Origin of the sequence: Amorphus coralli DSM 19760 (assembly GCF_000374525.1) — a bacterium.
GTDB classification, from domain to species: domain Bacteria; phylum Pseudomonadota; class Alphaproteobacteria; order Rhizobiales; family Amorphaceae; genus Amorphus; species Amorphus coralli.
Genome location: NZ_KB894578.1, coordinates 22,418 through 47,651, shown reverse-complemented (window position 1 = coordinate 47,651; position 25,234 = coordinate 22,418). Strand labels below are relative to the sequence as shown.

Sequence of the window (25,234 nt, the reverse complement as noted above, 5' to 3'; positions counted from 1 at the left end):
CAAAATGCCGGCGCGCGCGCCGGCATTCGCAGTTTTGCGCAATCGTGCGCAGATTTGCGCAGGCGAATAGCGGCCTCAGCGGGCGCGCTGGCCGAACAGGACCGACTGGGCATCCTTGTCGGTGGCGAGCTTCATCTTCTCGCGCTCCTCCTTGCCAACCTCGAGTCCCTTCGCAACGGCCGGACGGGCCATCATCGTCTCCAGCCAGCGCTTCACGTTGGGGAACTCCTCGATGTCCATCGACTGGTTCTTCCACATGCGCGCCCAGCCGACGATCGCCATGTCGGCGACGGAATAGTCGTCGGCCACGAAGTCCCGCCCCTCCAGCCGCTTGTCGAGCACGCCGTAGAGCCGGTGCGTCTCGTTCTGGTAGCGGGTAATCGCGTAAGGGATCTTCTCCGGGGCGTAATTGGAGAAATGGTGGTTCTGGCCGAGCATCGGGCCGAAGCCGCCCATCTGCCACATCAGCCACTCTTCCACGACCACGCGCTTGCGCTCGTCGGTGGGATAGAACTTGCCGAACTTGCGGCCGAGATATTGCAGGATCGCGCCGGACTCAAAGACCGAGATCGGCTCGCCGCCAGGGCCTTCCGGATCGACGATGGCCGGCATCCGGTTGTTCGGCGAGATCGCCAGGAATTCCGGCTTGAACTGGTCGCCGGCGCCGATGTTGACGAAGTTGACGGTATAGGGAACGCCGAGCTCCTCCAGCATGATGGTGATCTTCCAGCCGTTCGGCGTCGGCCAGTAGTGGAGCTCGATCGGGGCAGTCTGGGTGGCAGCCATCAGGTGCGTCTCCGGTGCGTTCGTCATGCGCTGGTCGGGAACAATGATTGCGCCGCAGGCCGCGGCGCTGTGCCGACTAGACATAGGCCCGCGACCGGGCGGACACAATCACGTGCCTATACACGGATTGGAGAGCAGCCCCAGGCGCAGGCCGGACGCGGATCCGGCCCCACTGCCTTCCAGACCGCGTCAGGAGATAGCGGCGAGGAGCCGGTCGATCACGTAGTCGACCTCGTCGTCGGTAATGTCCGGCCCCATCGGCAGGCTCAGGACTTCAGCCGACAGGCGCTCCGACACCGGCAACTCCTCGCGACCGGTGAGGTACTTGGCGAAGGCCGGGTGGCGATTGAGCGGGATCCGGTAGAACAGCGCCGTGGACACGCCATCGGCCTGCAGCGTGGCGCGCAGGGCGTCGCGGTCCGGCACCCGGATCGTGTAGAGCGCCCAGGCCGAGCCGATACCCTCTTCGTCGAGCGGGGTGGCCACCTTACCGGCCAAGGCCGCGTTGTAGCGGGCGGCGACCTCCTGGCGGCGCTGAAGCTCGCCGGCGAAGACGGACAGCTTGGCCTGCAGCACGGCGGCCTGGATGGTGTCGAGCCGGCCGGTCATGCCGAGGCGCAGGGCCTCGTCGCCGTCGCCCTGGCGGCCATGGGTGCGGATCTGGCTCACCGCCTCGGCCAGCTTGTCGTCCTCGGTGAAGACGGCCCCGCCGTCGCCGAAGGCGCCCAGCGGCTTGGTCGGGTAGAAGCTGGTGCAGGAGATCGGCGCCAGGGCACCGACCGAAGTGTCGCCGAGGTTGCCGCCGAAGCTCTGCGCCGCATCGGCCACGACCTGGATGCTGTGGCGCGCCGCGATCTCGGCGATCGCCGGGTAGTTGGCGGGACGGCCGTAGAGATCGACGGGCATGACAGCCAGCGGCCGCAGCACGCCGTCGGCCACGACCTGGCTCACCACGGTGTCGAGCGCCGCCGGGTTCATGTTGAAGGTGTCCTCCTCGACGTCCACGAAGACCGGCGAGGCGCCCACGGAGGCAACCACACCGGCGGTGGCGGAGAAGGTGAAGGCGGGCACGAACACCGCGTCGCCAGGGCCGGCACCAAGTGCCATCAGCGCCATGATCAGCGCGTCTCGGCCGGACGACACCGCGATGCAGTGACGGGCACCGGCAAAGGCGGCGAGATCACGCTCCAGCGCCTCGACCTCGGGGCCGAGAATGAACTGGCCGTGGTCCAACACGGTGGCAATGCGACGGTCGATGTCCGAGCGCAAGCGCGTCTGCTGACGCTTCAGGTCGAACAGCGGAACCGACCGGACTTCGGCAGGCGCGGAGGCGACAGCTTCACTGCTACGCAACACCCTATCCTCCTTCAAACTGGCCGCGGGGAAGCCCATCGCCTGCCCGCAAGGCCATGAAACACAACTGGTTCAGTGCGACACGGAACGCCGCCCGCCCACGATCGGGCGCGGCTCTCCGCATCAGAGACTGTCGGGAGCTTCCCGGACGGTCTCGTAGGTTCTCGTTTCGACGCCTGCCGTGCCGTACCGCCTGAGACGGTCCTCGACGCTCTGCATGACGCCCTGGGCGATCTCCAGCGCCTCCCGGCCAACGCGACCGTCCACCAGCGGACGCTCGCCCGTCGACACGCAGCCGATGAAATGGGCGATCTCGTTGGCGAGGCTGTCCTCGCGCTCGATCTCGTGTGCCTGGGTGCTGACAGCCGCCAGGCCGTCGCGCGCCAGATCGCCGGTGCGGTCGAACTCGTAGATGACCGACTGGCCGAAATCACAGACCGTGTAACGGTCGGTCTCGAAGACGCGGGTGACGCGCTCGACCTTCTCGCCGATCCGGTTGGCCGTCACCGTGGCGACGACGCCGTTGGCAAAGGTCAGCCGGGCGTTGGCGATGTCCGAGGTCGGATTGACCACCGGCGTGCCCACCGCCTCGATCGTCTCGATGGGCGCACCGGCAAGGCCCGCGACGATGTCGATGTCGTGGATCATCAGGTCGAGCACCACGTCGACATCGTTGGCGCGCTCGCGCACCGGCCCGGCCCGCACGCTCTCGATGAAGAGCGGCTTGTGCACGCGCGCGGCCAACGCCCGGTAGACGGCAGAAAAGCGCTCGATATGCCCCACCTGGAGCACCAGGGAGCGCTCCTCGGCCAGCGCGATCAGCTCGTCGGCCTCCTCGAGGGTCGAGGTGATCGGCTTTTCGATCAGGCAGTGAATGCCGGCCGACAGAAGCAGCTTTGCGGTGCGGTGATGCAGTGGCGTCGGAACGGCGATCGACACGAGGTCGACCTTGCCAACGAGATCCGCAGGATCCGACAGGATCTCGCAGCCGTGTTCGTCGGCGATCGGCTGCGCACGCGCAGGATCGGCGTCGACAACGGCCGCAAGTGTCACATCGGGGTTCAGGGCATAATGGCGAGCGTGGAAGCGGCCGAAATAGCCGACGCCCACGACGCCGGCGCGCAGGGGACTTACCATGGCGCGCTGCCTAACACAGGCTTCGGCGGACCGGGAGAGGGCGAACCGGCCGCCCTGCCCCGTTCTTGCCGCTTTTGCGCCACGATCGCCTACATGGCGTCGTAGTCGAGCACCACCTTCAGTGTCGTGGCGTGGGACTGGCAGGTGAGCACGAAGCCCGCCTCAAGCTCCCAAGGCTCTAGAGAATAATTGAGATCCATCGTCACCGCGCCCTCCAGAACCTTCGCGCGGCAGGTGCAGCACATGCCGCCCTTGCACGAATATGGGAGATCCAGACCGGCCCGAATTGCGGCATCAATTATCGTTTCACCGTCTTTCAGGGGCAGGCTGGTGGTGGTTCCGTCGAGGATCACCTCCGCGACGGCCGAATCGGCGGTGTCCTCTGCCGGCACCTGGCGCACCGGCGCGCGGGCCGCGATCTCGCTGCCGGCCGGGGTGAAGAGCTCCACGTGGATCCGGTCTTCCGGCACCTGCATGTCGGCGAGGACCTGGCGCGCGCCTTCGATCATCTGGCCCGGGCCGCAGACCAGGAAATGGTCGACGTCGGTCGCCGGCATGACATGGGTCAGGAAGGCCTTCACCTTGTCCGGATCCAGCCGGCCGGAGAGGATCGGCACGTCCTGGCTCTCGCCGGACAGGACATGGATCACGGAAAGCCGGTTGAGGAAGCGGTCCTTCAGGTCCTCGATGGCGTCCTTGAACAGGATGCTCTGGGCCGTGCGGTTGCCGTAGAACAGGAAGAAGCGGCTCCTCGGCTCGCGCGCGAGGATCGTCTTGATCTGCGCCATGATGGGCGTGATGCCCGATCCGGCGGCAAGCGCCACGTAGACCTTCTCCGCCTCCGGCTCGACCGGCACGACGAAGCGGCCCATCGGGGTCATGACGTCCAGCGGCACACCGGAGGACAGCCCCTCGTTGGCGAAGGTGGAGAAGACGCCGCCATCGACCTTCTTCACCGCAACCCGGATCTCGCCGTCATCGACGCCGGAACAGATCGAGTAGGAGCGGCGAACCTCCTCCCCCGCAATGTCGGTCCTGAGTGTCAGATACTGGCCGGGTTCGAAATGGTAGGCGTCCTGGAGATCGGACGGCACGTCGAACGCAATCGACACCGCATCCGGGGTCTCGCGGCGGACATCCTTGACGGTCAGCGTGTGGAAACGAGGCGACATGTTCTTTTCTCTCCCCGGGCCGCGATGCTTGGGCACGCGGGTCTCGATCTACGCAAAGCCGGACGGAAGACCGGTGCCCACTTGTCTCGGGCTTTGCTTGTTCAGTGGCACTTGAAGTAGTCGAAGGGCTCGCCGCAGGCGGTGCAGCGCCACAGCGCCTTGCAACTGGTGGAGCCGAACTCGGCGAGGCGCTCCGTTTCGTGCGAGCCGCAGTGCGGGCACTCCACGTCGTCCTGGCCGAAGAGCGCGTGACGTCCGGTCTGGCCCTGCGGCGGCGCAATGCCGTAAGCCTTCAGCTTGGTGCGCCCCTCTTCGGTCAGCCAGTCCGTCGTCCAGGCGGGCGACAGCACGGTGTTGACCTTCACGTCGGAAAAGCCGGCATTCCTGAGCGCGACATCGACCGAGACGGCGATCATGTTCATCGCCGGACAGCCGGAATAGGTCGGCGTTATGTCGGCCACCACGGCGCCGGCATCGTCCACCCGGACGCCGCGCAGGACGCCGAGATCGGCAATGGTCAGCACCGGAATTTCCGGATCGGTGACCGTCGCCGCCGCCTTCCAGGCGCGCCGCTCCAGCTCACTGTGTGCGGGAACGCTTCCGTGGGTTTGCATCGACCACCTCCCGGCCCTACCAGGACGCGCCCGGATAGGCGCGCTGCAGGAACTGCAGATCGGCGAGCAGGAAACCGAGATGCTCGGAATGCCGACCGCCCCGGCCGCCGGTCTGCATCCAGACGTCGGCGGGACGCGTGAGGCCTGCCTCGGCGAAGATCTCGTCGACGGTGCGCTCCCATTCGGGGCGCAGCGCAGAGACGTCCACGGCAATGCCGCGCTCGACCAGGGCGCGGTCGGCATCGTCCATCTCGAACAGCTCGCCGGTGAACATCCAGAGGTCAGCCAGCGCATCGGTGATGCGCTCGTGGCTTTCCTCGGTCCCGTCTCCGAGGCGGATCACCCATTCGGCGGAGTGGCGGAGATGATAGGCCGCTTCCTTTTCCGCCTTGGCAGCGATGGCGGCCAGTCTCTCGTCGGCGGAGCCCATGAGCTTGCGCCAGAAGGGCAGCATGAAGGCGGAGTAGAGGAACTGCCGCATGATGGTGACGGCAAAATCACCGTTCGGCTGCTCCACCAGCAGCACGTTGCGGAAGCCCTCGGCATCGCGCAGATAGGCGAAGGCATCCTCGTCACGCCCCTCGCCTTCCGCCTCGCCGGCATAGGTGTAAAGCGCGCGTGACTGGCCGATCAGGTCCAGCGCCACGTTGGCGAGCGCGATGTCCTCCTCCAGCATCGGCGCATGGCCGGTCCACTCCGAAAGCCGGTGGCCGAGCACCAGCGCGTTGTCGGCAAGGCGCAGCGTGTAGAGGACGAGCGGCGAGGCATCGTCGATGTGAAGCGTGGTCATGGCGCGTTTCCTCCCGGTCGCCTGAACGTCCCGATCGATCCGGCTTCTTCGCGGCCGGACCCGGGGCGTCACATGTTCCCGACTTCCTCCGGGATCTCGTAGAAGGTCGGGTGGCGGTAGATCTTGGAGCCGGTCGGCTCGAACAGCATGCCCTTGTCGTCGGGATCGGAGGCGATGATCTCGGTGGACGGCACCACCCAGACCGACAGGCCCTCGCCGCGCCGCGTGTAGACGTCACGGGCCGCCTGCAGCGCCATCTCGGCATCGGCGGCGTGAACGGAGCCGACGTGGCGGTGAGACATGCCGTTGCGGGAGCGAATGAACACTTCCCAGAGCGGAATCTTCTTTTCAGCCATGATGATATCTCCCGTCAGCCCGCCTGGCGGGCCGTGACTTCAGGATGAAAACCGGTGACGGCAAGCCCGATCGCGCTGATCAGGCCGCTTCCTTCGCTTCGGCTGCCGCCGCGGCGGCCTTGCGAGCGCGACGCTTGTCGGCATAGGCGGTCGCGGCCTCGCGAACCCAGGCGCCGTTCTCGTGGGCGGTCCGGCGCTGCTTGATGCGCTGGCGGTTGCACGGGCCGTTGCCGGCCACGACCTGCTGGAACTCTTCCCAGTCGATCTCGCCGACCTCCCAGTGGCCGGTCTCCTCGTTGAACTTCAGGTCCGGATCCGGGAGCTCCAGGCCGAGGAAATGGGCCTGCGGCACGGTGGCATCGATGAATTTCTGGCGCAGATCGTCGTTGGAGAAGCGCTTGATCTTCCAGGCCATGGACTTGCCGGAATGGATGGACTCCCCGTCCGGCGGGCCGAACATCATCAGCGACGGCCACCACCAGCGGTTCAGCGCGTCCTGCGCCATTTCCTTCTGCTCCGGCGTGCCCTTGGCAAGCGACAGCATCAGCTCGTAGCCCTGCCGTTGGTGGAAGCTCTCCTCCTTGCAGACGCGGATCATCGCGCGGGAGTAAGGCCCGTAGGAGCACCGGCAGAGCGGGATCTGGTTCATGATCGCCGCGCCGTCGACCAGCCAGCCGATGGCGCCGATGTCGGCCCAGGTCAGCGTCGGATAATTGAAGATGGAGGAATATTTGGCCTTGCCGGAGAGAAGCTCCTCGACCATCTCCTCGCGGCTCTTACCGAGGGTCTCGGCGGCAGCGTAGAGATAGAGGCCATGGCCGCCCTCGTCCTGGACCTTGGCCAGCAGAGCCGCCTTGCGGCGCAGCGACGGCGCCCGGGTGATCCAGTTGCCCTCGGGCAGCATGCCGACGATCTCGGAATGGGCGTGCTGGGCGATCTGACGCACCAGCGTCTTGCGGTAGGCCTCCGGCATCCAGTCGTTCGGCTCGATGCGCTGCTCGTCGTCTACCCGCGCCTGGAAGCGCGCCTCGAGCGCGGCATCGTCACCGGTCGTGTCGATATCGAGATTGTTGAGCGCCTGCGTGTACATCCCGAAGACCTCCCTCGTCGTTCGGACCGAACCGCCTCGACGGATCAAGGCGTCGGCCACATACCGCGTTTTATCTGGAATGATTATATGTGACAGAAAGATCCCTCGTCAAGTCGATTTTCGTCACATATTGCAGTGTGACACAGCCAGTTGCGCAGCCGCCCTCGCCCATGTCAGGCGGGCTGTGCTTTCCGCCCAAGATCCTGGAAACGCTCATGAAAGGACGCGTCGGGAGGCGGCATCGGCCCGTCGGAGCATTCACCATGACCATCGAGCCAGCCTTCCGACCCACCCACCAGCCGGCGGTAGATTCGGGCCGCGAGCGCCCGGGCGGCATGACCGGGCCAGTCGTCCGGCAGAAGCGGGGCCGGCAGCAGGGGATCGCGGAGCACCAGCCGGCGGTATTCGTGAATCAGCAGAATCCGGCCGACCAGGCAGTCGAGCGGCGACGGCGCCACGCCCGTGTCGAGCGCATCGGCGAGCGGTGCAAACCGGTCCAGGAAGCGCCGATAGCCGGCGGCCACCTCGCTGAGCTGGAACGCCTCGCCGGCCAGCACCGCGGCATCGGCCGCCGACCCGCTGGCATCCAGCCAGACGATGCCGGAATAGTCCGCCGTGTTGCCGGAGAAGAGATCGCCGCTTGCGGTGGCCGGCGCCAGGAAGACCGTCGGCGCAAGCTGCCCGAAGCCCCGCTCCCGCAGGAGCTCGCGCTGGGCGGTCCGGATCTCGCCGGACGCGGTCAGCACCGCGAGCCGCCAGTTGCCCTTCCACGCTTGCGGCGCGGCGAAGTAGATCCGGTGGGTCGCATCGGCAAAGGCACGGCGCCCACCGTCGGACAGCCGGTAGAAGCTCTTCCGCCCGACCTTGGTGCGCTCCAGCCAGCCCTCGCTCGCCAGCCGCGACATGGCCGTCCTGACCAGCCGATCGTCGATGCCGATGGATCCGAGCAGTTCCGTCAGCGTGCCGAGCCAGAGCTCACCGCCGCGCGGTGCCACCGCGTCGCCGTAGATGGTGACGATCAGCGACCAGGCGCGGATGGGCGAGCGGGCGTGGAACGCCTCGATCAGCGGGGCAATCGCGGTAGACGTGTCGGTTGCGGCCATGACCGGGGTCTATAATCTGCCGGCATCGACCAGCGCAACGGCGCTGCGGACAGTCACCTCGACGGAAGACGGCTCTGGATTCATGATCGTGACCTGCGGCGAAGCGGTGGTGGACTTCCTTCCCGAGACCGATCCGGATGGGCACCCCCTGTTCCGCCCCGTCCTGGGCGGGTCGCTTTACAATGTCGCGCTAGGGCTCGGGCGGCTGGGCGTTCCCGCCTCCTATTTCTGGGAGCTGTCGACGGATCCGTTCGGCACCTGGTTCGCGCGCGAGCTCGAGGCGGCGGGCGTGCATCTCGGCGCGCTGGTCCGTGGGACCCGCCCCACCCCGCTCGCCTTCGTCGACCTCTCCGGGCCAGAGCCGCATTTCCAGATCGTCGATGCCGGCGCGATCATGAGCAGCTTCGATCCGGCGGTCGCCGGCAGCCTGCCGGAGGGGGCGCGGGTGCTGCACACCGGCTCGGCGATCCTGGCACTGGAGCCCGGCGGCGCCGCGATCGAGGCGTTCGCGCGCGCCGCCTCGGAAGGCGTGGCGATCTCGCTGGACTTTAACGTTCGCCCGCCGAGCGTCTCGGACCGAGAGGCCTATCGCGCAAGGCTCGACCGGCTGGTTAACGTGGCAACCATCGTCAAGGCGAGCGCCGCCGATCTTGCGTTCCTGGAACCGGACACCCCGCCGGAGGCGTTCCTCGACCGCTGGCAAGCAGCCGGCGTATCGCTCGCCATCGTGACGATGGCCGAACGGGGCGTGCTCGCGGCCGCCGGGGACCATCGGGTTCGGCACCCCGCGGTGAAGCTCGACCTGAGAGATCCGGTGGGCGCCGGCGATGCCTTCACGACCGGCATGCTGGCCCGCCTCTGGGAGCTGGATCGGCTTGCGCGGCAGACGTTGGCGACGATTGGCGAGGATGAGCTGTCGGCCGCCCTCGGCCACGCGCAGGAGGTCGCGGCCTATGTGTGCCGGCGGCCCGGCGCCGTCTTTCCCTGGAAGGCGGACCTCGCTGCCGAACGCCGTCGCGTCGGCTCAGCCCTTATCGCGTAGCAGCCGGGCCTTCTCGCGGTTCCAGCTCCGTTCCTTCTGGGTCTCGCGCTTGTCGTGCGTCTTCTTGCCCTTGCCCAGACCGAGATAGACCTTGGCGATCCCGCGCGCGTTGAAAAAGACCCGGAGCGGCACGATGGTCATGCCGTCCTTCTGAACCGCGCTCGCCAGCCGCGCGATCTCGCGCTTGTGCATGAGCAGTTTACGCGGCCGCCGCGTCTCGTGATTGAAGCGGTTCGCCTGCAGATATTCCGGAATGTAGGCGTTGTAGAGGTACAGCTCGCCGCCATACTCCGCCGCATAAGCCTCGGAGATGTTGCTGCGCCCCTGCCGCAGCGACTTGACCTCGGTGCCGTGCAACTGGATGCCGGCCTCGAAGGTGTCGCCGATCTCGTAGTTGAAGCGCGCCTTGCGATTCTCCGCCACCGGACGGGTCTTCGGGTCGTGTCCCTTCTTCGCCGTATTCATGATCAGACACTCCCGGATACGGGGGCGCGGTCGGCGCCCCCGGCAACAATTGCACTGTCCCTCTTCGGGAAACTTCAAGCCCCGGAAACCGAAAGGGTTCCCGGGCGTGGGCCGCCGCCGTCAGAGCAGGTCTGCGTGCGCCATCGCCTTTTCGATCGCGTTGGCGGTCTCCACCGACACCGGCACCAAAGGCAGGCGCAGCTCGTTGGCGCACCGGCCGAGGATCGACAGGGCATATTTGGACCCGGTCGGGTTCGGTTCAAGGAACAGCGCCTGATGAAGCGGCATCAGCGTGTCCTGCAGCCGCAAGGCGCGCGCATAGTCGCCGGACAGGCAGGCCGTCTGGAAGGCCGAGCACAGCTTCGGGGCGACGTTCGCGGTGACCGAAATGCAGCCCGTGCCGCCGTGGGCGTTGAAGCCGAGGGCCGTCGCATCCTCGCCGGACAGCTGGACGAAATCCTCGCCGCACGCCTCCCGCTGCAGGGAGACCTTCGTCATGCTCGCCGTCGCATCCTTCACACCGGCGATGTTGCGGCACTCCTTGAACAGGCGCGCCATCGTCTCCGGCGCCATGTCGATCACCGACCGACCAGGGATGTTGTAGATGAAGATCGGCAGGCCCACCGCATCGTCGACCGCCTTGAAGTGCTGGAACAGCCCTTCCTGGTTCGGCTTGTTGTAGTAGGGCGTCACCACGAGGAGCGCATTGGCGCCTGCCTCCTCCGCGTGGCGGGCGAGCTCGATCGCCTCGGCGGTGTTGTTGGAGCCCGCACCGGCGATCACCGGCACGCGGCCGGCCGATGCCTCGATGCACAGATCCACCACGCGCTTGTGCTCGGCATGCGAGAGCGTCGGCGATTCACCGGTGGTTCCGACCGGAACGAGGCCGTGCGTGCCCTCGGCGATCTGCCACTCGACAAGCTCCTGGAAGGCTTTCTCGTCCACCGCTCCGTCCCGAAACGGTGTGATCAGCGCAACGATGGAACCTTGAAACATGGGAGCACCCTCTGAGGTGTCTTATGGGACGGGCCGGCCACATAGGGGCCGGAAAGAGCCGGGAGAATAGTCGTGCGTCCTTGAGCCCACAAGCGGCCTGTGCGGCTTCTTTTCGACCGGTCCGGGACGCGACGGGATACGCAATTTTCACCCTCATCCCCTATGCAGGACCGCAAGTCGGCAGCGCGGCGGGCATCACCAGGTTGTCAGGGCCGCAAGCTACAATCGCTGCTAAGGTGAGTTCGGGGCGCAGGCGAACAGGTTGAGCATGCAGCTTTCAAGAAACTGGTGCATTTCGCTGGCGGCCATCGCCGCGACGGCGGCGGGCATCGAGGCATCGGCGGCCGCACCGAAGGGAATCGCCCCTATCCGCTCGGCGCTTCCGGTCTGGCAGACGGCGGGCATACCGGCCCCCAACCCGGCACGCCACGACACCGCCTCCCCCGGTTCTGAGGCGTCCGGGAACGCCCGGCCGGTGGTGCGGGTCGACGCCCCGGTTCCGCGCGCCAGGCCCCTGCGCTCCGCCGCCGGCGGGGCCTCCCTGGCGAGCGCCCCGGCGGCACCCGCTCCCGTCGCGCCCGTGCAGAGCCCGGCCGCCGCACCCGCGCTGCCCGCACCGGGAAGCGCGGCCGTCGCCGCGCCGACAGCCTCGACGAGCCAGGCCTTCTCCGCCTACGGCAAGCGCTCCGGGACGCTGAAGGACGCGCTCGACGCGCTGCGCCGCGACCAGTACGAGACGACCTTCGCACTCAGGAACGGGCTGTCGGATCCGCTGGACCGCAAGATCGTCGACTGGGCGCTGACGCGCTCCGGATCGCCGAAGGTCTCCTCCGCGATGATCGCCGAGTTCGCCGCCGAGGCGCCCGGCTGGCCCGACCCCGATCTCACGCGTTCGCGCGCCGAGGAAGCTCTCTACCGGGAGAAGCCGCCGGCGAACGAGGTGCTGCGCACCTTCGGGGCATCGCCCCCCATCTCCACGCCGGGCGCGATTCTCTACGCCCGCGCCCTTGTCGCCAGCGGCGATCCGCAGCGCGCCGCCGATGTCCTGAGGGGCGTCTGGTACGACAAGGCCATGAGCAGCGGTTACCAGAAGCAGATCCTGAGCGAGTTCTCGGGTGTTCTGACGTCGGCTGACCACATGCGCCGCGCCGAAATGCTGCTCTACCGCGACCGGTTGAGCGACGCGAACGCGCTGAAACCCTACCTCTCCTCCGCCGATCGCGCCTACGTCGATGCCCGCGCCGCCGTGGCCAGCAGCGCCGGCAACGCCAGCACTTTGCTCAACGCGGTGCCCGCAAGCGCCCGCAACCGGCCCGGCTATCTGTTCGCCCAGATCGCTTACAACCGGCGCAAGGAGAACTACCGGGCCGCGGCCGCGCTCCTGCAGAAATCGCCGCGCGACGCCCGCTCGCTGATCGATCCCGACGAATGGTGGGTGGAGCGTCGAATCGTGTCGCGCGGCCTGATCGAGGAAGGCGACCCGCGCACGGCCTACACTCTTGTGGCCGCCCACTCGGCGGAATCGCCGCGCTTCGAGGCGGAAGCGGAGTTTCATGCCGGCTGGTACGCGCTGCGCTATCTGAACGACCCGCGCCGCGCGGCAAAGCACTTCGACCGGATCGAACAGCTGGGCACCACCCCGATCACCCTGTCGCGTGCCTATTACTGGCAGGCGCGGGCCGCGGAGGCGGCCGGCAATGGCGGCAAGGCGCGCTCTTACTACCAGAAGGCCGGGCGCTACGGGATGACCTACTATGGCCAGCTCGCCCGCGAGAAGATGGGACAACGCTCGGCCGGCGTCGGCCGGCCGGCCCGCGCCGGCATCACCGACACCGCCACATTCAGCCGCAACGAGCAGGTGATTGCCATCAACCGGCTGATCGCGACCGGCCATGCCCATCGCTCCTGGCCGCTCTTCGATCACCTGTCGGAGACGCTTTCCTCGCCCGGCCAGATTGCCCTGCTGTCGGAACAGGCGGAGCGGGCGGGTCTGCCGCACATCTCCCTGCTGGTCGCCAAGGAGGGGTTGAACCGCGGTCTCGACGTGGACGGCCTCGCCTTCCCGACCGACGGCATCCCGAAATCGACCCGCATGCCGGCTGGCCTCGATCGCGCCATCGTTTACGCGATCGCGCGCCAGGAAAGCACCTTCAACACCGGCGCGGTGAGCCCGGCCGGCGCCATGGGCCTGCTGCAGCTCATGCCCGGCACCGCGCGCGCGACAGCCAAGAGCCTCGGACTTTCCTATCAGCAGAGCCGCATGACCCGGGACGCGTCCTACAACGCCACCCTCGGCGCCGCGCACCTCAAGGAGCTGATCGACCAGTTCAACGGTTCTTATGTCCTCACCTTCGCCGCCTACAATGCCGGCCGCAGCCGTGCCTACGAGTGGATCGAGCGGTTCGGCGATCCGCGGGATCCCCGGGTCGATGCCATCGACTGGGTTGAATCGATTCCCTATGGCGAGACCCGGAACTACGTGCAGCGGGTGATGGAGAATGTGCAGGTCTACCGGGAGCAGCTGGGGACGGGCCGGCTCTCCATCGAGGAGGACCTCAACCGGGGACGGCCGGGCTGAGCAGGTCCGGCGCGGCCTCTTTGACAACGGGCTGCGATCTGACATCACCTCCCCTGCACGACCGGGCATCCGATCCGGCCAAACCAAAACGACAGGAAGACGCGGCGATGACGGGCGGACCGGAGACCGGCGAATGGACCGAGCTGACGTGGACCGGCGCCGACGGCACACCTCTCTTCGCGCGCCACTACGCGCCGGCGAAGGCCACAACGCTACCGCCGGTCGTCTGCCTGCCTGGCCTCACCCGCAACAGCCGGGACTTCACGCTGCTTGCCCGCTATCTCTCCCGAAAGGCTGAAAAACCCAGGGCCGTCATTGCCATGGACTTCCGCGGCCGCGGCCGCTCCGGCTACGCCGACTGGCAGACCTACACGCCGCAGACGGAACTCGATGACACGCTGCGCGGCCTCGATGCGGCCGGCATAAGCACCGCTGCCTTTGTCGGCACCTCGCGCGGCGGCCTCGTGATGATGGCGATAGCGCTGGTCGCGCCGGAACGCATGACGGCAGCCGTTCTCAACGACATCGGCCCACGCATCGAGCGCAACGGCCTTGCCCGGATCGCGGGCTATGTCGGCGATGAAAGCCCCGATACATGGGAAGCCGCCGTCGACGCCCTCCGACAGGGACAGGAAGAGATCTTTCCCGATCTCGTGGCGGAGGAATGGGTGCGCTTCGCACACCAGGTCTTCCGCGACGACAACGGCAAGCCCGTTTACGACTACGACCCGGCGCTCCAGGACGCCTTCGAGGCTTTCAACCCCGAAACGCCCCTGCCCGATCTCTGGCCGGCCTACTACGCAATGAAGGCTACCCCGGTGATGGTGGTGCGGGGTGGCCTGTCCGATATCCTGTCGACGGCAACGCTGGAAGCGATGCGGCAAGCCCACCCGAAGATGACCACCCTCGTCATTCCCGACCAGGGCCACGCACCGCTCCTCTGGGACGTGCCGACCCACCAGAGAATTGCGGAATTCCTGAGCGCCGCCGACGAACGCCGTTGGCCACCCCGCGCGTGCGATTGACGGACGGCGCATCCGTCTGGACGCACCAAGGCGCCTCAGAGAACTCCGACAAAGCTCTGAATTAGCTGAACTATTCCCACACTCGTCAATGCGGCCGTCACTGCGAGGCCGGCGCCGCCTCGTCCTCGCCCGAGGCGTCGGCCGTCTCGGCCGGCACGGTCACCTGGTCCGACACGACGGTGTAGCCCTGCGGCACTGAAATCGTGCCTCCACCGGTCAGCGCGTCGTAAGCCGCCTGGTCCGTGGCCACTCCCTCGATCCGAACGGCCGTCTCGTCAACGGAAACCGAGCCGGACTGCAGCAGTTCGGCCGCACTGATCCCCCCCTCCACGGCGAGAAGGAAGTTCACCGGCGCTCCGCTCGCAGCGGACAGTCCGCTCGTATCGAGACCGGAGACGAAGGTGGTAGCCAGTTCGTCCTGAATGCGGCCGACGTCGCGCGAGTTCGGCAGAACACCGCGAGCCACGGTGCTGTCTTCGGAGCGTTCGATGACGAACTCGTAGGGCGACGCGGCGGCCACCGTTTCTGTGCGGTCATCAACGGAGCGCACACCAGGCGTGGATCGAACGATGGTCGCGGCCTTGGCCCGCTCCTCATCCGTTTCAGCGCCACCGACCAGCCGCACCTCGCGACCCGTCACCTCGGCTTCCGCCCAACCAATGCCCTCATTCGCCAGGCGATCGCCGATGCGGGCGGCAAGCTCCGTGTCGGTCGCCGCCCGGTCACCGACCGCCCCGACGATAACGAGAATCACGATGGTGAAGATCGCCGCGGCAACCCAACGAAACATGAGATCTCTCCCCAGCCCTGAAAGCCGAACCCGAACTGGCCGGACCCTACCCTAGACCCATTCCGAGTGCAGCCCATTTTGCCGCAACTGCGCACACACCCGTCAAGTTTTCGCTCGCCCGGGCCGCATGGCAGAAACGGAAAGGCCCCCTGACGCGCTGTTCTGCGCCGATTGCCGGCGCACAGCCCTGCCCGGACGCCCTGAGAGGCCGAAAACAGCGGGCTTTACGGGTGGCCAGAACGCAAAACGGCTCCCTCGGGGAGCCGCGAAGAAAGATCGGGAGCTGTTTGATTGCCCGTCCGCCGGCCCTGAATGCCGTCCCCAAACAGAAAAGACCCGGCGGTTGCCCGCCGGGTCCCTCCAGAAGATCCGAGGATCTTGCTGGATTAGAAGGTGCGCTGCACGCGGAAGGCGCCAGCCCAGAGGTTCGCATCCGGGTAAGCGGAAGCGGAGTCCTGGTCCACGTAGCGGTAGTCGACTTCGACACCCATCAGGAGACCCGAAACCGGGGTCCAGGTGATGTTGCCCTGAACGTCGTAGTTCTTGAAGTCGTTGAGCGACGTGACGCCGTCCTCGTAGTCGAGGTAACCGGCCTGGATCGCAGCGCCGACGGTCGGGGTGAAGGAGAAGCCGAAGCCACCCGACACCGACCAAGCCGTGGCGAGGTCGAGGTCACCCGTGACCGGGTTGTAAGAGGCGTCGCCGACGTCTTCCCAGCTGTTGAAGTTGGAAGAAGCGTAGGCCACGGCGCCCTTCGTGTAGGCACCCGACAGGTTGGCGGTGACGCCCGAGCCGAACGGCAGGTTGAACTTCACACCACCGTTAAGAGCCCAGCCCACTTCGCTGCTCGGCGTCATGCCAGCGGCGTTGTAGCCCGGCCACACCTGGCGAACAGCACCGCTCAACTGAGCCGAACCCCAACCCTGATCGATGCGCAGGTTGGCGACCAGATCCGGGTACTTCGTTCCGCCGTAGTCCGGAGCGTAGTTGGCGATGCCGATACGACGCTCGGAAGCAGCTTCGAGAGCCACCGAAGCGGAGAAGCCGTTGCCGAACGCGAACGTGTAGGCAGCGAGGTTCTGACGCTGGTCGGAGACCTGCGGGGTGAAGGCGAAGGCCCAGGTCGGGTAGACCACGAAGTCGTAGAACGACTGCGTGCGACCGAAGGTGAAGCCGCCGAACTGGATGAAGGAGTTCCACAGCGTCAGGCCGGTCGAGCCGCCCGGAGCGTCGTAGGTGATCCAGAACTCGTTGTAGGCACGCAGCAGGCCGAACTCGGTGTTGGTGCGCGAGTCCATGTAGATGTAGCCACGGGCGCGGAAGGCGGTGGAGTTGAAGTCGCGCCAGTTGGTGCCAGCCGCACGGAGCGTGGAACCGTCGGTGTCGAAGTAGCGATACTCCGCACGGACACGGCCACGGACCGACAGGCAGGTGTCAGTGCCGGGGATGTAGTAGAAGCCCGCACCGAACGCGTCGCAGACGCGGACGTAGTCGATCGGCTCCGGGGCGACCGGAAGATCGGCAGCCTGAGCACCGGTCGCAGCCAGCACGCCGGCAGCGGTACCGAGGAGAAGAGTCTTCATATTCATGTCCTGACCTCCAAGCTTGTCAGATAAGAGACTGACCAAATTGACCCAAAGACTGTGGCCGCTGGTTTCAATCGGCCCTTCTCTGATCAGACCCGATGCCGGTGTCGAATTCGTTCGAATCTTTAGTCGGCGCTCGGGTCGCTTCCGGTCAGCGACCGGTTGCAGGGTGACCATATCGATTAGCTTCGCCGGTTCAATCGCAACCACGCGTTCCGACCCGGTTCCGGGGTTCATTTGGAATCCGCTGTTGCAGAGACGCCACAATCCGGGGTGCCGCAGGGGTCCTGGACCCTGGATCCGGCCGGTCCGACCACCAGATTCTCTTAAGAATCAATAAACATCGCGTCGAAAAGCGAAGCCGGCTCGGCCGTTGGCTGGGCAGTGTGGCGATTCTGCACGCAATCGCCGCCGGGCGGGTCAAGGACCGCGGATTCGGGGACCGGCAGGCGGGTCAGGCGTCGCCTGCCGGTTGATCCTCCCCGCCTGATGCCCCGGCATCGGCCATGTCCGGGGCGTCAGGCAAGGAGCTGCGTCCGGGATCAGCGGGGCCGGCTGGAGGGACCGGCCCCGGTCCCGCCGGCGGCAGCGCCAGGGCAATGCCCGAAGCGCCGTCGCCGTTCGGCCCTCCTGCCTAGAAGGTGCGCTGGACGCGGAAGAGACCGGTCCAGATGCTGCCGTCCTCGTAGGCGCTGTCGTCGGCGTCCACGTACCGGTACTCGACGGCCGGCCCCATGATCAGACCATCGACCGGCGTCCAGACCACCTGGCCCTGCGCGTCATAGTTCTTGAAGTCGTCAACCGGATTGGCGCTGTTGGTGTAGTCGAGATAGCCGCCGGCCACCGCAACGCTCAGGTTCGGGTTGATGGCGAAGCCGAGACCGCCCGACACCGTCCAGGCTTCGGACAGCTCCAGATCGCCCGAGGAATCGAGCACGGCGTCATAGCCGCCGTTGCCGCCGCCGAAGCCGAAGCCGTTGCCCGGGCCGGTCGCGCTGGAGGTCGCGTAGGCGAAGGCACCCTTCGAATAGGCACCCTGCAGATTGACCGTGACGCCCGCCGCAAACGGCATGTTGACCTTCACGCCACCGCCGACGGCCCAGCCGAGTTCGCTCTCCGGCGTGGTGCCGACCGAGTTGTAGCCCGGCCAGACCTGGTGCAGCGCACCCATCACCTGCGCGGAGCCCCACCCCTGGTCGATGCGGACGTTGGCCACGAAGTCGGGATACTTCGTACCGCCATAGCCCGGCGCATAGCTGTCGATGCCGCTGCGGCGATCATCCGCGCTCTCCAGGGCAAGCGATGTGGAGACGCCGTTGCCGAAGGCGAAGGTGTAGGCGCCCAGCGTCTGGCGCTGGTCGGAGATCTGCGGCGTGAACACCGAGGCCCAGGTCGGATAAGCGACGAAGTCGTAGAAGGACTGCGTGCGGCCGAAGGTGAAGCCACCGAACTGGATGAAGGAGTTCCACAGCGTCACGGACGAGCCGCCGCCGTCACCGTTGAAGCCGAACAGGCCGGTGGAATCGTAGGTGACCCAGAACTCGTTGTAGGCGCGCAGCAGGCCGAACTCGGTGTTGGTGCGCGAGTCCATGTAGATGTAGCCGCGGGTGCGGAACTGCGACGAGTTCATGTCGCGCCAGTGGGCGCCGTAATTCTGCGCCAGTTCGCTCTCGCCGTAGCGGTACTCCGCGCGGACACGACCACGCACCGAAATGCAGGTGTCGGTTCCGGGGATATAGTAGAAGCCCGCGCCGAACGCGTCGCAGACGCGGACATAGTCGACGGGCTCGGGGGCCACCGGCAGGTCGGCAGCATAGGCGGCCGGCACGGCGATCACGCCGCCGACGACACCCAGAAGAACGCGCTTCATCATCGAAGAAACTCCAAGCTTCGTCCCTTGAGGACGCTCACCAGTTGATCGACCCCCCGGTACGCGGGGCCGAAAGTCGCCCGCATCCGCCAGATGCCCTGAGGCGCCCTGGCGGCTCGGTCCATCAGACCTTATCGGGAGGATTTCTGGTGGGCAGAGACGATCGGCCGCAGTATCCGCGACACTCTTACTCAGTCGTTTCCAGACGATGGTCTGAAATTATTTTCCATAACGTCGGTAGTTTATTTTCGCGTTCTTGTCGAGGAACATAGAGCGCGAAAATTGGAAACTAGAAGTGCGATCGAGTTTTGATGCTCGAATGCCACACCGGCACTTAATCTAGGAAATCGCGTCCAAAGGCGGACATCGGCGCCGCCAGGTCGGGTTGTTGACGAAAAAAGGGCAGACGGAGCGCGCCCCTGCCCTTGTTCAGACCCGAATCCCGGTGAAATCGGGTTGGATCGTTCAGAACGTCCGCTGGACCCGGAAGTCCCCCGCCCAGACGCTGCCGTCGTCGTAGGCCGGTGAGGACGTATCCACGTACCGATAATCGACCTCGACGCCGAACAGGAGACCCGACACCGGCGACCAGGTGATGTTGCCCTGCAGGTCGTAGTTCTTGAAGTCGTTCATCGCGTCGGCGTCGTTCTGGTAATCCAGATAACCGGCCATGATGTTCGCGCCGACCGTCTGGGTCAGGTCGAACGCGAAACCGCCCGAAAGCGACCAGGCGGTGGAGAGCTCAAGTCCGCCGGAGGCATCGAGATAGGCATCGTAGACGTCGCCGTTCGGGCTCGTCGGCTGCGAGGACACGTAGTCAACCGCACCCTGCGAATAGCTGCCCTGGAAATTGAAGCTCGCGCCCGAGGCGAACGGCAGCTTCAGGTTCACACCGGCGCCGGCAACCCAGCCGAGTTCGCTGCCTGGCGTCGAACCGGCGGCGTTGTAGCCCGGCCAGACCTGATGCAGCGCGCCCATGACCTGCGCCGTACCCCAACCCTGGTCGATGCGCACGTTGGCAACGAGATCAGGATATTTCACGCCGCCATAGCCGGGCGTGTAGCCGCCGATGTCGGTGCGGCGCACATTGGCTGCTTCCAGGGCAAGCGTGCTGGAAACGCCGTTGCCAAAGGCGAACGTGTAGGCGCCGACCGGGGTCTTGGTATCGGAGATGCTGGGATACCAGGCGAAGGCGAAGGTCGTGTACTCGAGGAAATCGTAGAAGGACTGCGTCTTACCGAAGGTGAAGCCGCCGAACTGGATGAAGGAGTGCTCCAGCGACAGACTCGTCCCGCCGGGGGCATCCGTGGTCAGGCGGAACTCGTTGTAGGCGCGCAGCAGGCCGAACTCGGTGTTGGTGCGCGAGTCCATGTAGATGTAGCCGCGGGCGCGAAACTCGGTGGAGTCATAGTCGCGCCAGTGATCGACGAACTCGCTGTCGAAGTAGCGATACTCCGTCCGGACACGGCCGCGCACCGAAATGCAGGTGTCGGTTCCGGGGATGTAATAGAAGCCCGTGCCGAAGGCGTCGCAGACACGAACATAATCAATCGGCTCGGGAGCCACCGGCAGGTCGGCGGCTTCAGCCACGCCGGTGCCGAGGACGACGGCAGCCAGGCCGGCAAGGAGATGGGTCTTGCGCATGTCTTTCTCCAACGCGTGCCCCACAGGGCGCTGGGCGGACCTCTGACCCGCAGCCGGTGAGACGACAGCGAATCGTATTGCGCGCGAAAGGACTGTTCGAGATCCAGAGCGCGCGTTCACTCCGTCGTTAAGACTTACCTATGACACTTCGGTTGCACATGGTGCGCTGAACGTGTCTCAGGCTGCAAGAACCGGCATCGCGTTGCCATCGCGCCACACCAAAAAAGCCCGCCGTTGCCGGCGGGCTTTCTAGTTCTTCGGATCGGCTCCGACCTGATCGGTGGCCGGAGACCGCGGGAGGACACGCCCCCCGCAACGCCAGTTAGAAGGTGCGCTCGGCGCGGAAGAAGCCGGCGTAGGCGTCGCCGCTGGAAGCCGCTTCCTCACCCGGGTTCACGTAGCGGTACTCCAGACCGACGCCCATCTCGAGGCCGGAGATGTTGCCCGGCGCATAGGTGATGTCGCCCTGGACGTCGACGTTGGAGAACGAGTTGTCGCTGTCCACCTGGTCGGACATCATGAAGTAGCCGCCCTGGATGCCGAAGCCGAGTTCCGGGCTGATCTGGGTGCCAACACCGCCCGAGACCGACCAGGCCTCGTTGGTTTCGATGTCGCCCGTTGCGGAATTGAACGAGGCATCGGTCGCCTCGACGATAAAGCCGCGCGGGGAGGAGAAGCCGGTCGTGTCGGTCGACGCGTAGGACGTGGCGCCGTTGGCATAGGTGCCGGTGACGTTCATCCGGGTGCCGACGCCGAACGGCAGGTTGAAGAGAACGCCGCCGCCGACCGCGAAGCCGACCTTGCTCTCCGCCGTTCCTTCGGCGCGGTAGCCCGGCCAGACCTGGTGGCCGGCGGCCATCAGCTGCGCGGAGCCCCAGCCCTGATCGACCCGCAGGTTGGCCACCAGGTCGGGATACTTGGTGCCGCCGTAGCCAACGCTTTCGGTGGTCGTCTGGGTGATGTCGTTTCCGGCCGCGTCCACGCCCACCACCGACGTGGTCGACGTGGTGTAGGCACCGCCGATACCGGAACGGCGAGCCGAGGTGTCTTCGATGGACACCGACGACGAGAAGCCGTTGCCGAACGCGAAGGTGTAGGCGGCCAGGTTGGTCTTCTGGTCCGACAGCTGCGGCGTGAAGACCGAGGCGTAGGCCGCGTAATTCACGAAATCATAGAAGGACTGGCCGCGCCCGAAGGTGAACCCGCCGAACTGGATGTAGGCGTGGTCCATCGACGTCTGGACGTCGTCGTTGTTGTCCACGGTCAGGAAAATTTCGGTGTAGGTACGCAGCAGGCCGAACTCGGTGTTGGTGCGCGAGTCCATGTAGATGTAACCGCGGGCCCGGAACTCGCTGGAATCGAAGTCGCGGGCCTGGCTCGGGTTGGACGTCGCCTCGCGGAAATTCCGGTTGTAGTTGAACCCGCGATACTCCGCGCGGACGCGGCCGGAGACGTTCAGGCAGGTATCCGTGCCGGGGATGTAATAGAAGCCGGCGCCATAGGCGTCGCACACCCGCACATAGTCGATCGGCTCGGGAGCGACGGGCAGATCCGCAGCACTGGCGGCAGAGGCACAGGCGACTGTCGCCGCAGCGCCGATCATCAGGATGTTGGTCTTCATAGTCGAACTCCAAGCTCATCGGTTGCAGACGGTGGACACCGCCGCTGGATCTGCGCTCAGACGCCTTGCAGTCTCTTGTTGGGCTCATCGACCGGCTGGAATTGGCTCAGCCGGTACACGGTCGAACACATGAGCCATGCCCCGTTTGTCGCGCCGTTATGGTTAACAGTTCCTAACCAAACGGCCGCTGAGGGCCCCGATCGGGGTGTTTTTCGAAGGAATTCGTTAACTCTGTTGCCGCCGTGGCGCGAAAACCACAGCGGCCGACACAGCTGCCAACGCGCCGCCGCGACATGACCGGTTCCGTGCGGCCGAATCCCTGCACTAGACTGCCGCCTGACATCGCCCCCACCGGCAGCAGCGGACGATTCGATGCTCGATGCCCTGCACTCGCGAATTGCGGACAAGCGCGACGACCTGGTCGCGCTGACCTGCGATCTCGTCGCCATCCCGACCATCAATCCGCCGGGAGACGCCTATGTCCCCTGCGCGAAATTTCTGGGCGAGCGCCTGCGCCGGCGCGGTTTCGAGATCGCCTACATCCGCGGCACCGATACGCCTGGCGACAGCGACCGCTATCCCCGCATGAACGTGATCGCCCGGCGGCAGGGCAGCCGCCCCGGCCCCTGCGTGCATTTCAACTCGCACATCGACGTGGTGGCCGCGGGTCACGGCTGGACCAGCGATCCGTTCACGCCGGTGGTGCGCGACGGCCGAATCTACGGGCGTGGCACCTGCGACATGAAGGGCGGGCTGGCCGCCTCGGTGATCGCAATGGAGGCGCTGATCGAGGCCTTTCCCGATCTGCCCGGCACGCTGGAGATCTCCGGGACGGTAGACGAGGAGTCGGGCGGCTTCGGCGGCGTCGCGCACCTGGCGGCGCAGGGGCTTTTTTCTCGCCCGCGCGTCGACCACGTCATCATTCCCGAACCCCTCAACAAGGACCGGATCTGCCTGGGCCACCGCGGCGTCTGGTGGGCCGAGATCGAGACGCAAGGGCGCATTGCCCACGGCTCCATGCCGTTCCTTGGCGATTGCGGCGTGCGCCACATGGCGGCCGTCCTCAACGCCTTCGAGACGGAGCTTTTTCCGGCCCTGTCGGAGCGGCGCACCGAAATGCCCATCGCGCCGGAGGGCGCGCGTCGCTCCACCCTCAACATCAACTCCATCCACGGCGGCATGGAGGAGGATTTCGACGGGCTGCCGAGCGCCTGCGTACCGGATTCCTGCCGCATGGTGATCGACCGGCGCTTCCTGATCGAGGAGCCCATCGAGACGGTGAAGGCCGAGGTGACCGGCCTTCTCGACCGGCTCGCCACCTCCCGGCCAGACTTCCGCTACCGGATCCGCGACCTGTTCGAGGCGCTGCCGACCATGACCGAGCGCGACGCGCCGGTGGTCCTGGGCGTGGCGGAGGCGATCCGCTCGGTGCTTGGCAAGGAGCCGGACTACGTGATCTCGCCCGGTACCTACGACCAGAAGCACATCGCCCGCATTGGCCACCTGCACGACTGCATCGCCTATGGGCCGGGCATTCTCGATCTTGCCCACCAGCCGGACGAGTTCGTCGGCATCGACGACATGGTCGACTCCGCCCGCGTGATGGCCATGGCCGCACATGGGTTGTTGACCGCGGGCAGAGCATAGGCGCGAATATCCACCGCCGGGCACCACCGGACGCTGCCGGTTGCCCACCGTTCGTCACACAAGGGAAGGAAGAGCCGCGATGCGTCGTACGGTCCACGCCCTCGCCGCCGGCCTCGTGCTGGCAGCCGGTCTCACCGCACCGGCATTCGCCCAGAAAACCACCGCCACCATCGGCATGCGGCTCGAGCCGCCGCACCTTGACCCGACGGCAGGTGCCGCCGCGGCCATCGACGAGGTGGTCTACCAGAACGTCTTCGAGGGGCTGACCCGCATCGACGCCGACGGGTCGGTGAAACCGGGCCTGGCGGAGAGCTGGTCCATCTCCGACGACGGCCTCACCTACACGTTTCAGCTCCGTGACGGCGTCACCTTCCATGACGGCACCGGTTTCGATGCCGAGGACGTGAAGTTTTCCTTCGACCGCGCCAGGGCCGACGAATCCACCAACGCCCAGAAGCGGATCTTCGAGCCGATCGAGGCGGTAACCGTCGTCGATCCGGAAACGGTCGAGATCACGCTCTCCCGGCCCGCCGGCAGCTTTCTCTTCGATCTCGGCTGGGGGGACGCGGTGATCGTGGCAGCGGAGAGTGCCGACACCAACACCACCGCCCCCGTCGGTACCGGACCGTTCAAGTTCTCACGCTGGGTGAAGGGCGACAGCGTCCTGCTGGAGCGCAACGAGGCTTATTGGGGCGAACCGGCTGCGCTCACCGGCGCGACCTTCAAGTTCGTCGGCGATCCGGCCGCATCGCTCGCCGCCATGCTTGCCGGCGACCTCGACGCCTATCCCAACTTTCCGGCCACCGAGAACCTGCCCCAGTTCGAGGCCGACCCGCGCTTCGCCGTGGTGGTCGGGACCAGCGAGGGCGAGACCATCCTGGCGCTCAACAACCGGGAGAAGCCCTTCGCCGACCTGAAAGTGCGCCAGGCGATCAGCCATGCCATCGACCGCCAGGCAATCATCGACGGCGCCATGTTCGGCTACGGCACGCCGATCGGCTCGCACTTCGCGCCGCACCACCCGGCCTACGAGGACCTGACCGGCACCTACCCGTACGCCCTGGAGAAGGCCAGGACGCTGCTGGCCGAGGCCGGCTACCCGGACGGTTTCGAGGCCACCATGAAGCTGCCGCCGACGACCTACGCCCGCCGCTCCGGCGAGATCATCGCCTCCGAGCTTTCCAAGATCGGCATCACCGTCGAGATCATCCCGGTGGAGTGGGCGCAGTGGCTGGAGCAGGTCTTCAAAGGCCACGACTTCGACATGACCATCGTCTCCCACACCGAGCCGCTGGACGTCGATATCTACGCCCGCGACGACTACTATTTCGGCTACGACAACCCGGAGTTCGACGCCATCATCGACACACTGCAGTCCGAGGCGGATCCCAAGGCGCGCAATGCCCTGTTCCGGCAGGCCCAGGACATGATTGCGGCGGACGCGGTCAACGGCTTCCTGTTCCAGCTGCCCAAGGCCGGCGTCTGGAACGCGAAGCTGAAGGGATTGTGGTCCGACGCGCCGATCCAGGCCAACGACCTCACCGACGTCCACTGGGCGCCGTGAGCGCA

General features: G+C 66.3%; 21 protein-coding genes. 5 read left to right on the top strand and 16 right to left on the bottom strand.

Annotated elements, in window-relative coordinates; genetic code table 11:
- Positions 1 to 75: 75 nt before the first annotated feature.
- The 9 genes from C507_RS0119060 to paaX all read right to left on the bottom strand — a co-directional run bounded on the left by C507_RS0119060 (position 76) and on the right by paaX (position 8,401).
- Positions 76 to 786 (bottom strand): glutathione S-transferase N-terminal domain-containing protein, encoded by a 711-nt coding sequence (locus C507_RS0119060; RefSeq protein ID WP_026319252.1) that lies wholly within the window; start codon positions 784 to 786, stop codon positions 76 to 78.
- A gap of 189 nt (positions 787 to 975) precedes the next feature.
- On the bottom strand, positions 976 to 2,142 hold the full coding sequence (locus tag C507_RS0119055) for a DegT/DnrJ/EryC1/StrS family aminotransferase (RefSeq protein WP_245559718.1): 1,167 nt from the start codon (positions 2,140 to 2,142) through the stop codon (positions 976 to 978).
- A gap of 120 nt (positions 2,143 to 2,262) precedes the next feature.
- The gene (locus C507_RS22095) at positions 2,263 to 3,276 is read right to left on the bottom strand and encodes a Gfo/Idh/MocA family protein (protein WP_018701320.1); all 1,014 of its coding nucleotides are present in this window, start codon (positions 3,274 to 3,276) and stop codon (positions 2,263 to 2,265) included.
- An 89-nt stretch (positions 3,277 to 3,365) separates the two neighbouring features.
- Positions 3,366 to 4,448 carry a 1,2-phenylacetyl-CoA epoxidase subunit PaaE gene (gene paaE, locus C507_RS0119045; RefSeq protein ID WP_018701319.1) on the bottom strand — a complete coding sequence of 361 codons (1,083 nt, stop codon included), beginning with the start codon at positions 4,446 to 4,448 and terminating at the stop codon, positions 3,366 to 3,368.
- Between the two features lie 101 nt (positions 4,449 to 4,549).
- Positions 4,550 to 5,062: a 1,2-phenylacetyl-CoA epoxidase subunit PaaD gene (gene paaD / locus C507_RS0119040; RefSeq protein WP_018701318.1), complete on the bottom strand. Its 513-nt coding sequence runs from the start codon at positions 5,060 to 5,062 to the stop codon at positions 4,550 to 4,552.
- Between the two features lie 16 nt (positions 5,063 to 5,078).
- Positions 5,079 to 5,852, bottom strand: a complete 774-nt coding sequence (gene paaC / locus C507_RS0119035) for a 1,2-phenylacetyl-CoA epoxidase subunit PaaC (RefSeq protein WP_018701317.1) — start codon at positions 5,850 to 5,852, stop codon at positions 5,079 to 5,081.
- A gap of 68 nt (positions 5,853 to 5,920) precedes the next feature.
- Positions 5,921 to 6,208 carry a 1,2-phenylacetyl-CoA epoxidase subunit PaaB gene (paaB, locus tag C507_RS0119030; RefSeq protein ID WP_018701316.1) on the bottom strand — a complete coding sequence of 96 codons (288 nt, stop codon included), beginning with the start codon at positions 6,206 to 6,208 and terminating at the stop codon, positions 5,921 to 5,923.
- A gap of 79 nt (positions 6,209 to 6,287) precedes the next feature.
- On the bottom strand, positions 6,288 to 7,298 hold the full coding sequence (gene paaA / locus C507_RS0119025; RefSeq protein WP_018701315.1) for a 1,2-phenylacetyl-CoA epoxidase subunit PaaA: 1,011 nt from the start codon (positions 7,296 to 7,298) through the stop codon (positions 6,288 to 6,290).
- A gap of 173 nt (positions 7,299 to 7,471) precedes the next feature.
- A complete protein-coding gene (gene paaX / locus C507_RS0119020) occupies positions 7,472 to 8,401 on the bottom strand; it encodes a phenylacetic acid degradation operon negative regulatory protein PaaX (RefSeq protein WP_018701314.1) in 930 nt (309 codons plus the stop codon).
- Between paaX and C507_RS0119015 the strand changes: the two genes are divergently transcribed.
- The gene (locus C507_RS0119015) at positions 8,400 to 9,443 is read left to right on the top strand and encodes a carbohydrate kinase family protein (RefSeq protein WP_169508992.1); all 1,044 of its coding nucleotides are present in this window, start codon (positions 8,400 to 8,402) and stop codon (positions 9,441 to 9,443) included. The two genes, paaX and C507_RS0119015, sit on opposite strands and share 2 nt — an antisense overlap.
- Here C507_RS0119015 and smpB read toward each other — a convergent pair.
- Together smpB and dapA are read right to left on the bottom strand one after the other, a co-directional pair.
- Positions 9,426 to 9,908, bottom strand: coding sequence for an SsrA-binding protein SmpB (gene smpB / locus C507_RS0119010; protein ID WP_018701312.1), 483 nt, complete (start codon positions 9,906 to 9,908; stop codon positions 9,426 to 9,428). The two genes, C507_RS0119015 and smpB, sit on opposite strands and share 18 nt — an antisense overlap.
- Before the next feature lie 120 nt (positions 9,909 to 10,028).
- The gene (gene dapA / locus C507_RS0119005) at positions 10,029 to 10,904 is read right to left on the bottom strand and encodes a 4-hydroxy-tetrahydrodipicolinate synthase (protein ID WP_018701311.1); all 876 of its coding nucleotides are present in this window, start codon (positions 10,902 to 10,904) and stop codon (positions 10,029 to 10,031) included.
- Between the two features lie 268 nt (positions 10,905 to 11,172).
- On the opposite strand from dapA, the gene C507_RS22090 reads away from it, so the two are divergent.
- Together C507_RS22090 and C507_RS0118990 are read left to right on the top strand one after the other, a co-directional pair.
- The gene (locus C507_RS22090) at positions 11,173 to 13,482 is read left to right on the top strand and encodes a lytic transglycosylase domain-containing protein (protein WP_051089817.1); all 2,310 of its coding nucleotides are present in this window, start codon (positions 11,173 to 11,175) and stop codon (positions 13,480 to 13,482) included.
- 107 nt (positions 13,483 to 13,589) lie between these two features.
- Positions 13,590 to 14,507 (top strand): alpha/beta fold hydrolase, encoded by a 918-nt coding sequence (locus C507_RS0118990; protein WP_018701308.1) that lies wholly within the window; start codon positions 13,590 to 13,592, stop codon positions 14,505 to 14,507.
- A gap of 97 nt (positions 14,508 to 14,604) precedes the next feature.
- On the opposite strand, the gene C507_RS0118985 is transcribed toward C507_RS0118990, so the two are convergent.
- From C507_RS0118985 to C507_RS22085, 5 genes are all read right to left on the bottom strand, one after another.
- Complete coding sequence (locus C507_RS0118985; RefSeq protein WP_018701307.1) at positions 14,605 to 15,297, bottom strand: BON domain-containing protein; 693 nt, start codon at positions 15,295 to 15,297, stop codon at positions 14,605 to 14,607.
- Between the two features lie 386 nt (positions 15,298 to 15,683).
- Positions 15,684 to 16,880 (bottom strand): porin, encoded by a 1,197-nt coding sequence (locus tag C507_RS0118980; RefSeq protein ID WP_018701306.1) that lies wholly within the window; start codon positions 16,878 to 16,880, stop codon positions 15,684 to 15,686.
- Positions 16,881 to 17,517: 637 nt separating this feature from the next.
- Positions 17,518 to 18,756 carry a porin gene (locus C507_RS0118975; RefSeq protein ID WP_018701305.1) on the bottom strand — a complete coding sequence of 413 codons (1,239 nt, stop codon included), beginning with the start codon at positions 18,754 to 18,756 and terminating at the stop codon, positions 17,518 to 17,520.
- Positions 18,757 to 19,218: 462 nt separating this feature from the next.
- Positions 19,219 to 20,397: a porin gene (locus tag C507_RS0118970; protein ID WP_018701304.1), complete on the bottom strand. Its 1,179-nt coding sequence runs from the start codon at positions 20,395 to 20,397 to the stop codon at positions 19,219 to 19,221.
- Between the two features lie 322 nt (positions 20,398 to 20,719).
- Entirely contained in the window at positions 20,720 to 22,018 is a 1,299-nt protein-coding gene (locus C507_RS22085; protein WP_018701303.1) for a porin, read from the bottom strand.
- A gap of 372 nt (positions 22,019 to 22,390) precedes the next feature.
- Here C507_RS22085 and C507_RS0118960 point away from each other — a divergent pair, with 372 nt between their 5' ends.
- The gene (locus C507_RS0118960; protein ID WP_018701302.1) at positions 22,391 to 23,665 is read left to right on the top strand and encodes an acetylornithine deacetylase/succinyl-diaminopimelate desuccinylase family protein; all 1,275 of its coding nucleotides are present in this window, start codon (positions 22,391 to 22,393) and stop codon (positions 23,663 to 23,665) included.
- Positions 23,666 to 23,744: 79 nt separating this feature from the next.
- On the top strand, positions 23,745 to 25,229 hold the full coding sequence (locus C507_RS0118955) for an ABC transporter substrate-binding protein (RefSeq protein ID WP_018701301.1): 1,485 nt from the start codon (positions 23,745 to 23,747) through the stop codon (positions 25,227 to 25,229).
- Positions 25,230 to 25,234 lie beyond the last annotated feature (5 nt).

What these genes read in the sequence shown, in the direction of transcription:
- C507_RS22090 (WP_051089817.1), top strand. Translation starts at nt 11,173, where the DNA reads ATGCAGCTTTCAAGAAACTGGTGCATTTCGCTGGCGGCCATCGCCGCG.
- paaX (WP_018701314.1), bottom strand. Translation starts at nt 8,401, where the DNA reads ATGGCCGCAACCGACACGTCTACCGCGATTGCCCCGCTGATCGAGGCG.
- C507_RS22085 (WP_018701303.1), bottom strand. Translation starts at nt 22,018, where the DNA reads ATGAAGACCAACATCCTGATGATCGGCGCTGCGGCGACAGTCGCCTGT.
- C507_RS0118955 (WP_018701301.1), top strand. Translation starts at nt 23,745, where the DNA reads ATGCGTCGTACGGTCCACGCCCTCGCCGCCGGCCTCGTGCTGGCAGCC.
- C507_RS0118980 (WP_018701306.1), bottom strand. Translation starts at nt 16,880, where the DNA reads ATGAAGACTCTTCTCCTCGGTACCGCTGCCGGCGTGCTGGCTGCGACC.
- C507_RS0118975 (WP_018701305.1), bottom strand. Translation starts at nt 18,756, where the DNA reads ATGATGAAGCGCGTTCTTCTGGGTGTCGTCGGCGGCGTGATCGCCGTG.
- C507_RS0119015 (WP_169508992.1), top strand. Translation starts at nt 8,400, where the DNA reads ATGACCGGGGTCTATAATCTGCCGGCATCGACCAGCGCAACGGCGCTG.
- paaB (WP_018701316.1), bottom strand. Translation starts at nt 6,208, where the DNA reads ATGGCTGAAAAGAAGATTCCGCTCTGGGAAGTGTTCATTCGCTCCCGC.
- paaA (WP_018701315.1), bottom strand. Translation starts at nt 7,298, where the DNA reads ATGTACACGCAGGCGCTCAACAATCTCGATATCGACACGACCGGTGAC.
- C507_RS0118990 (WP_018701308.1), top strand. Translation starts at nt 13,590, where the DNA reads ATGACGGGCGGACCGGAGACCGGCGAATGGACCGAGCTGACGTGGACC.
- C507_RS0118960 (WP_018701302.1), top strand. Translation starts at nt 22,391, where the DNA reads ATGCTCGATGCCCTGCACTCGCGAATTGCGGACAAGCGCGACGACCTG.
- C507_RS0118985 (WP_018701307.1), bottom strand. Translation starts at nt 15,297, where the DNA reads ATGTTTCGTTGGGTTGCCGCGGCGATCTTCACCATCGTGATTCTCGTT.
- C507_RS22095 (WP_018701320.1), bottom strand. Translation starts at nt 3,276, where the DNA reads ATGGTAAGTCCCCTGCGCGCCGGCGTCGTGGGCGTCGGCTATTTCGGC.
- paaE (WP_018701319.1), bottom strand. Translation starts at nt 4,448, where the DNA reads ATGTCGCCTCGTTTCCACACGCTGACCGTCAAGGATGTCCGCCGCGAG.
- C507_RS0119060 (WP_026319252.1), bottom strand. Translation starts at nt 786, where the DNA reads ATGGCTGCCACCCAGACTGCCCCGATCGAGCTCCACTACTGGCCGACG.
- dapA (WP_018701311.1), bottom strand. Translation starts at nt 10,904, where the DNA reads ATGTTTCAAGGTTCCATCGTTGCGCTGATCACACCGTTTCGGGACGGA.
- smpB (WP_018701312.1), bottom strand. Translation starts at nt 9,908, where the DNA reads ATGAATACGGCGAAGAAGGGACACGACCCGAAGACCCGTCCGGTGGCG.
- paaC (WP_018701317.1), bottom strand. Translation starts at nt 5,852, where the DNA reads ATGACCACGCTTCACATCGACGATGCCTCGCCGCTCGTCCTCTACACG.
- paaD (WP_018701318.1), bottom strand. Translation starts at nt 5,062, where the DNA reads ATGCAAACCCACGGAAGCGTTCCCGCACACAGTGAGCTGGAGCGGCGC.
- C507_RS0118970 (WP_018701304.1), bottom strand. Translation starts at nt 20,397, where the DNA reads ATGCGCAAGACCCATCTCCTTGCCGGCCTGGCTGCCGTCGTCCTCGGC.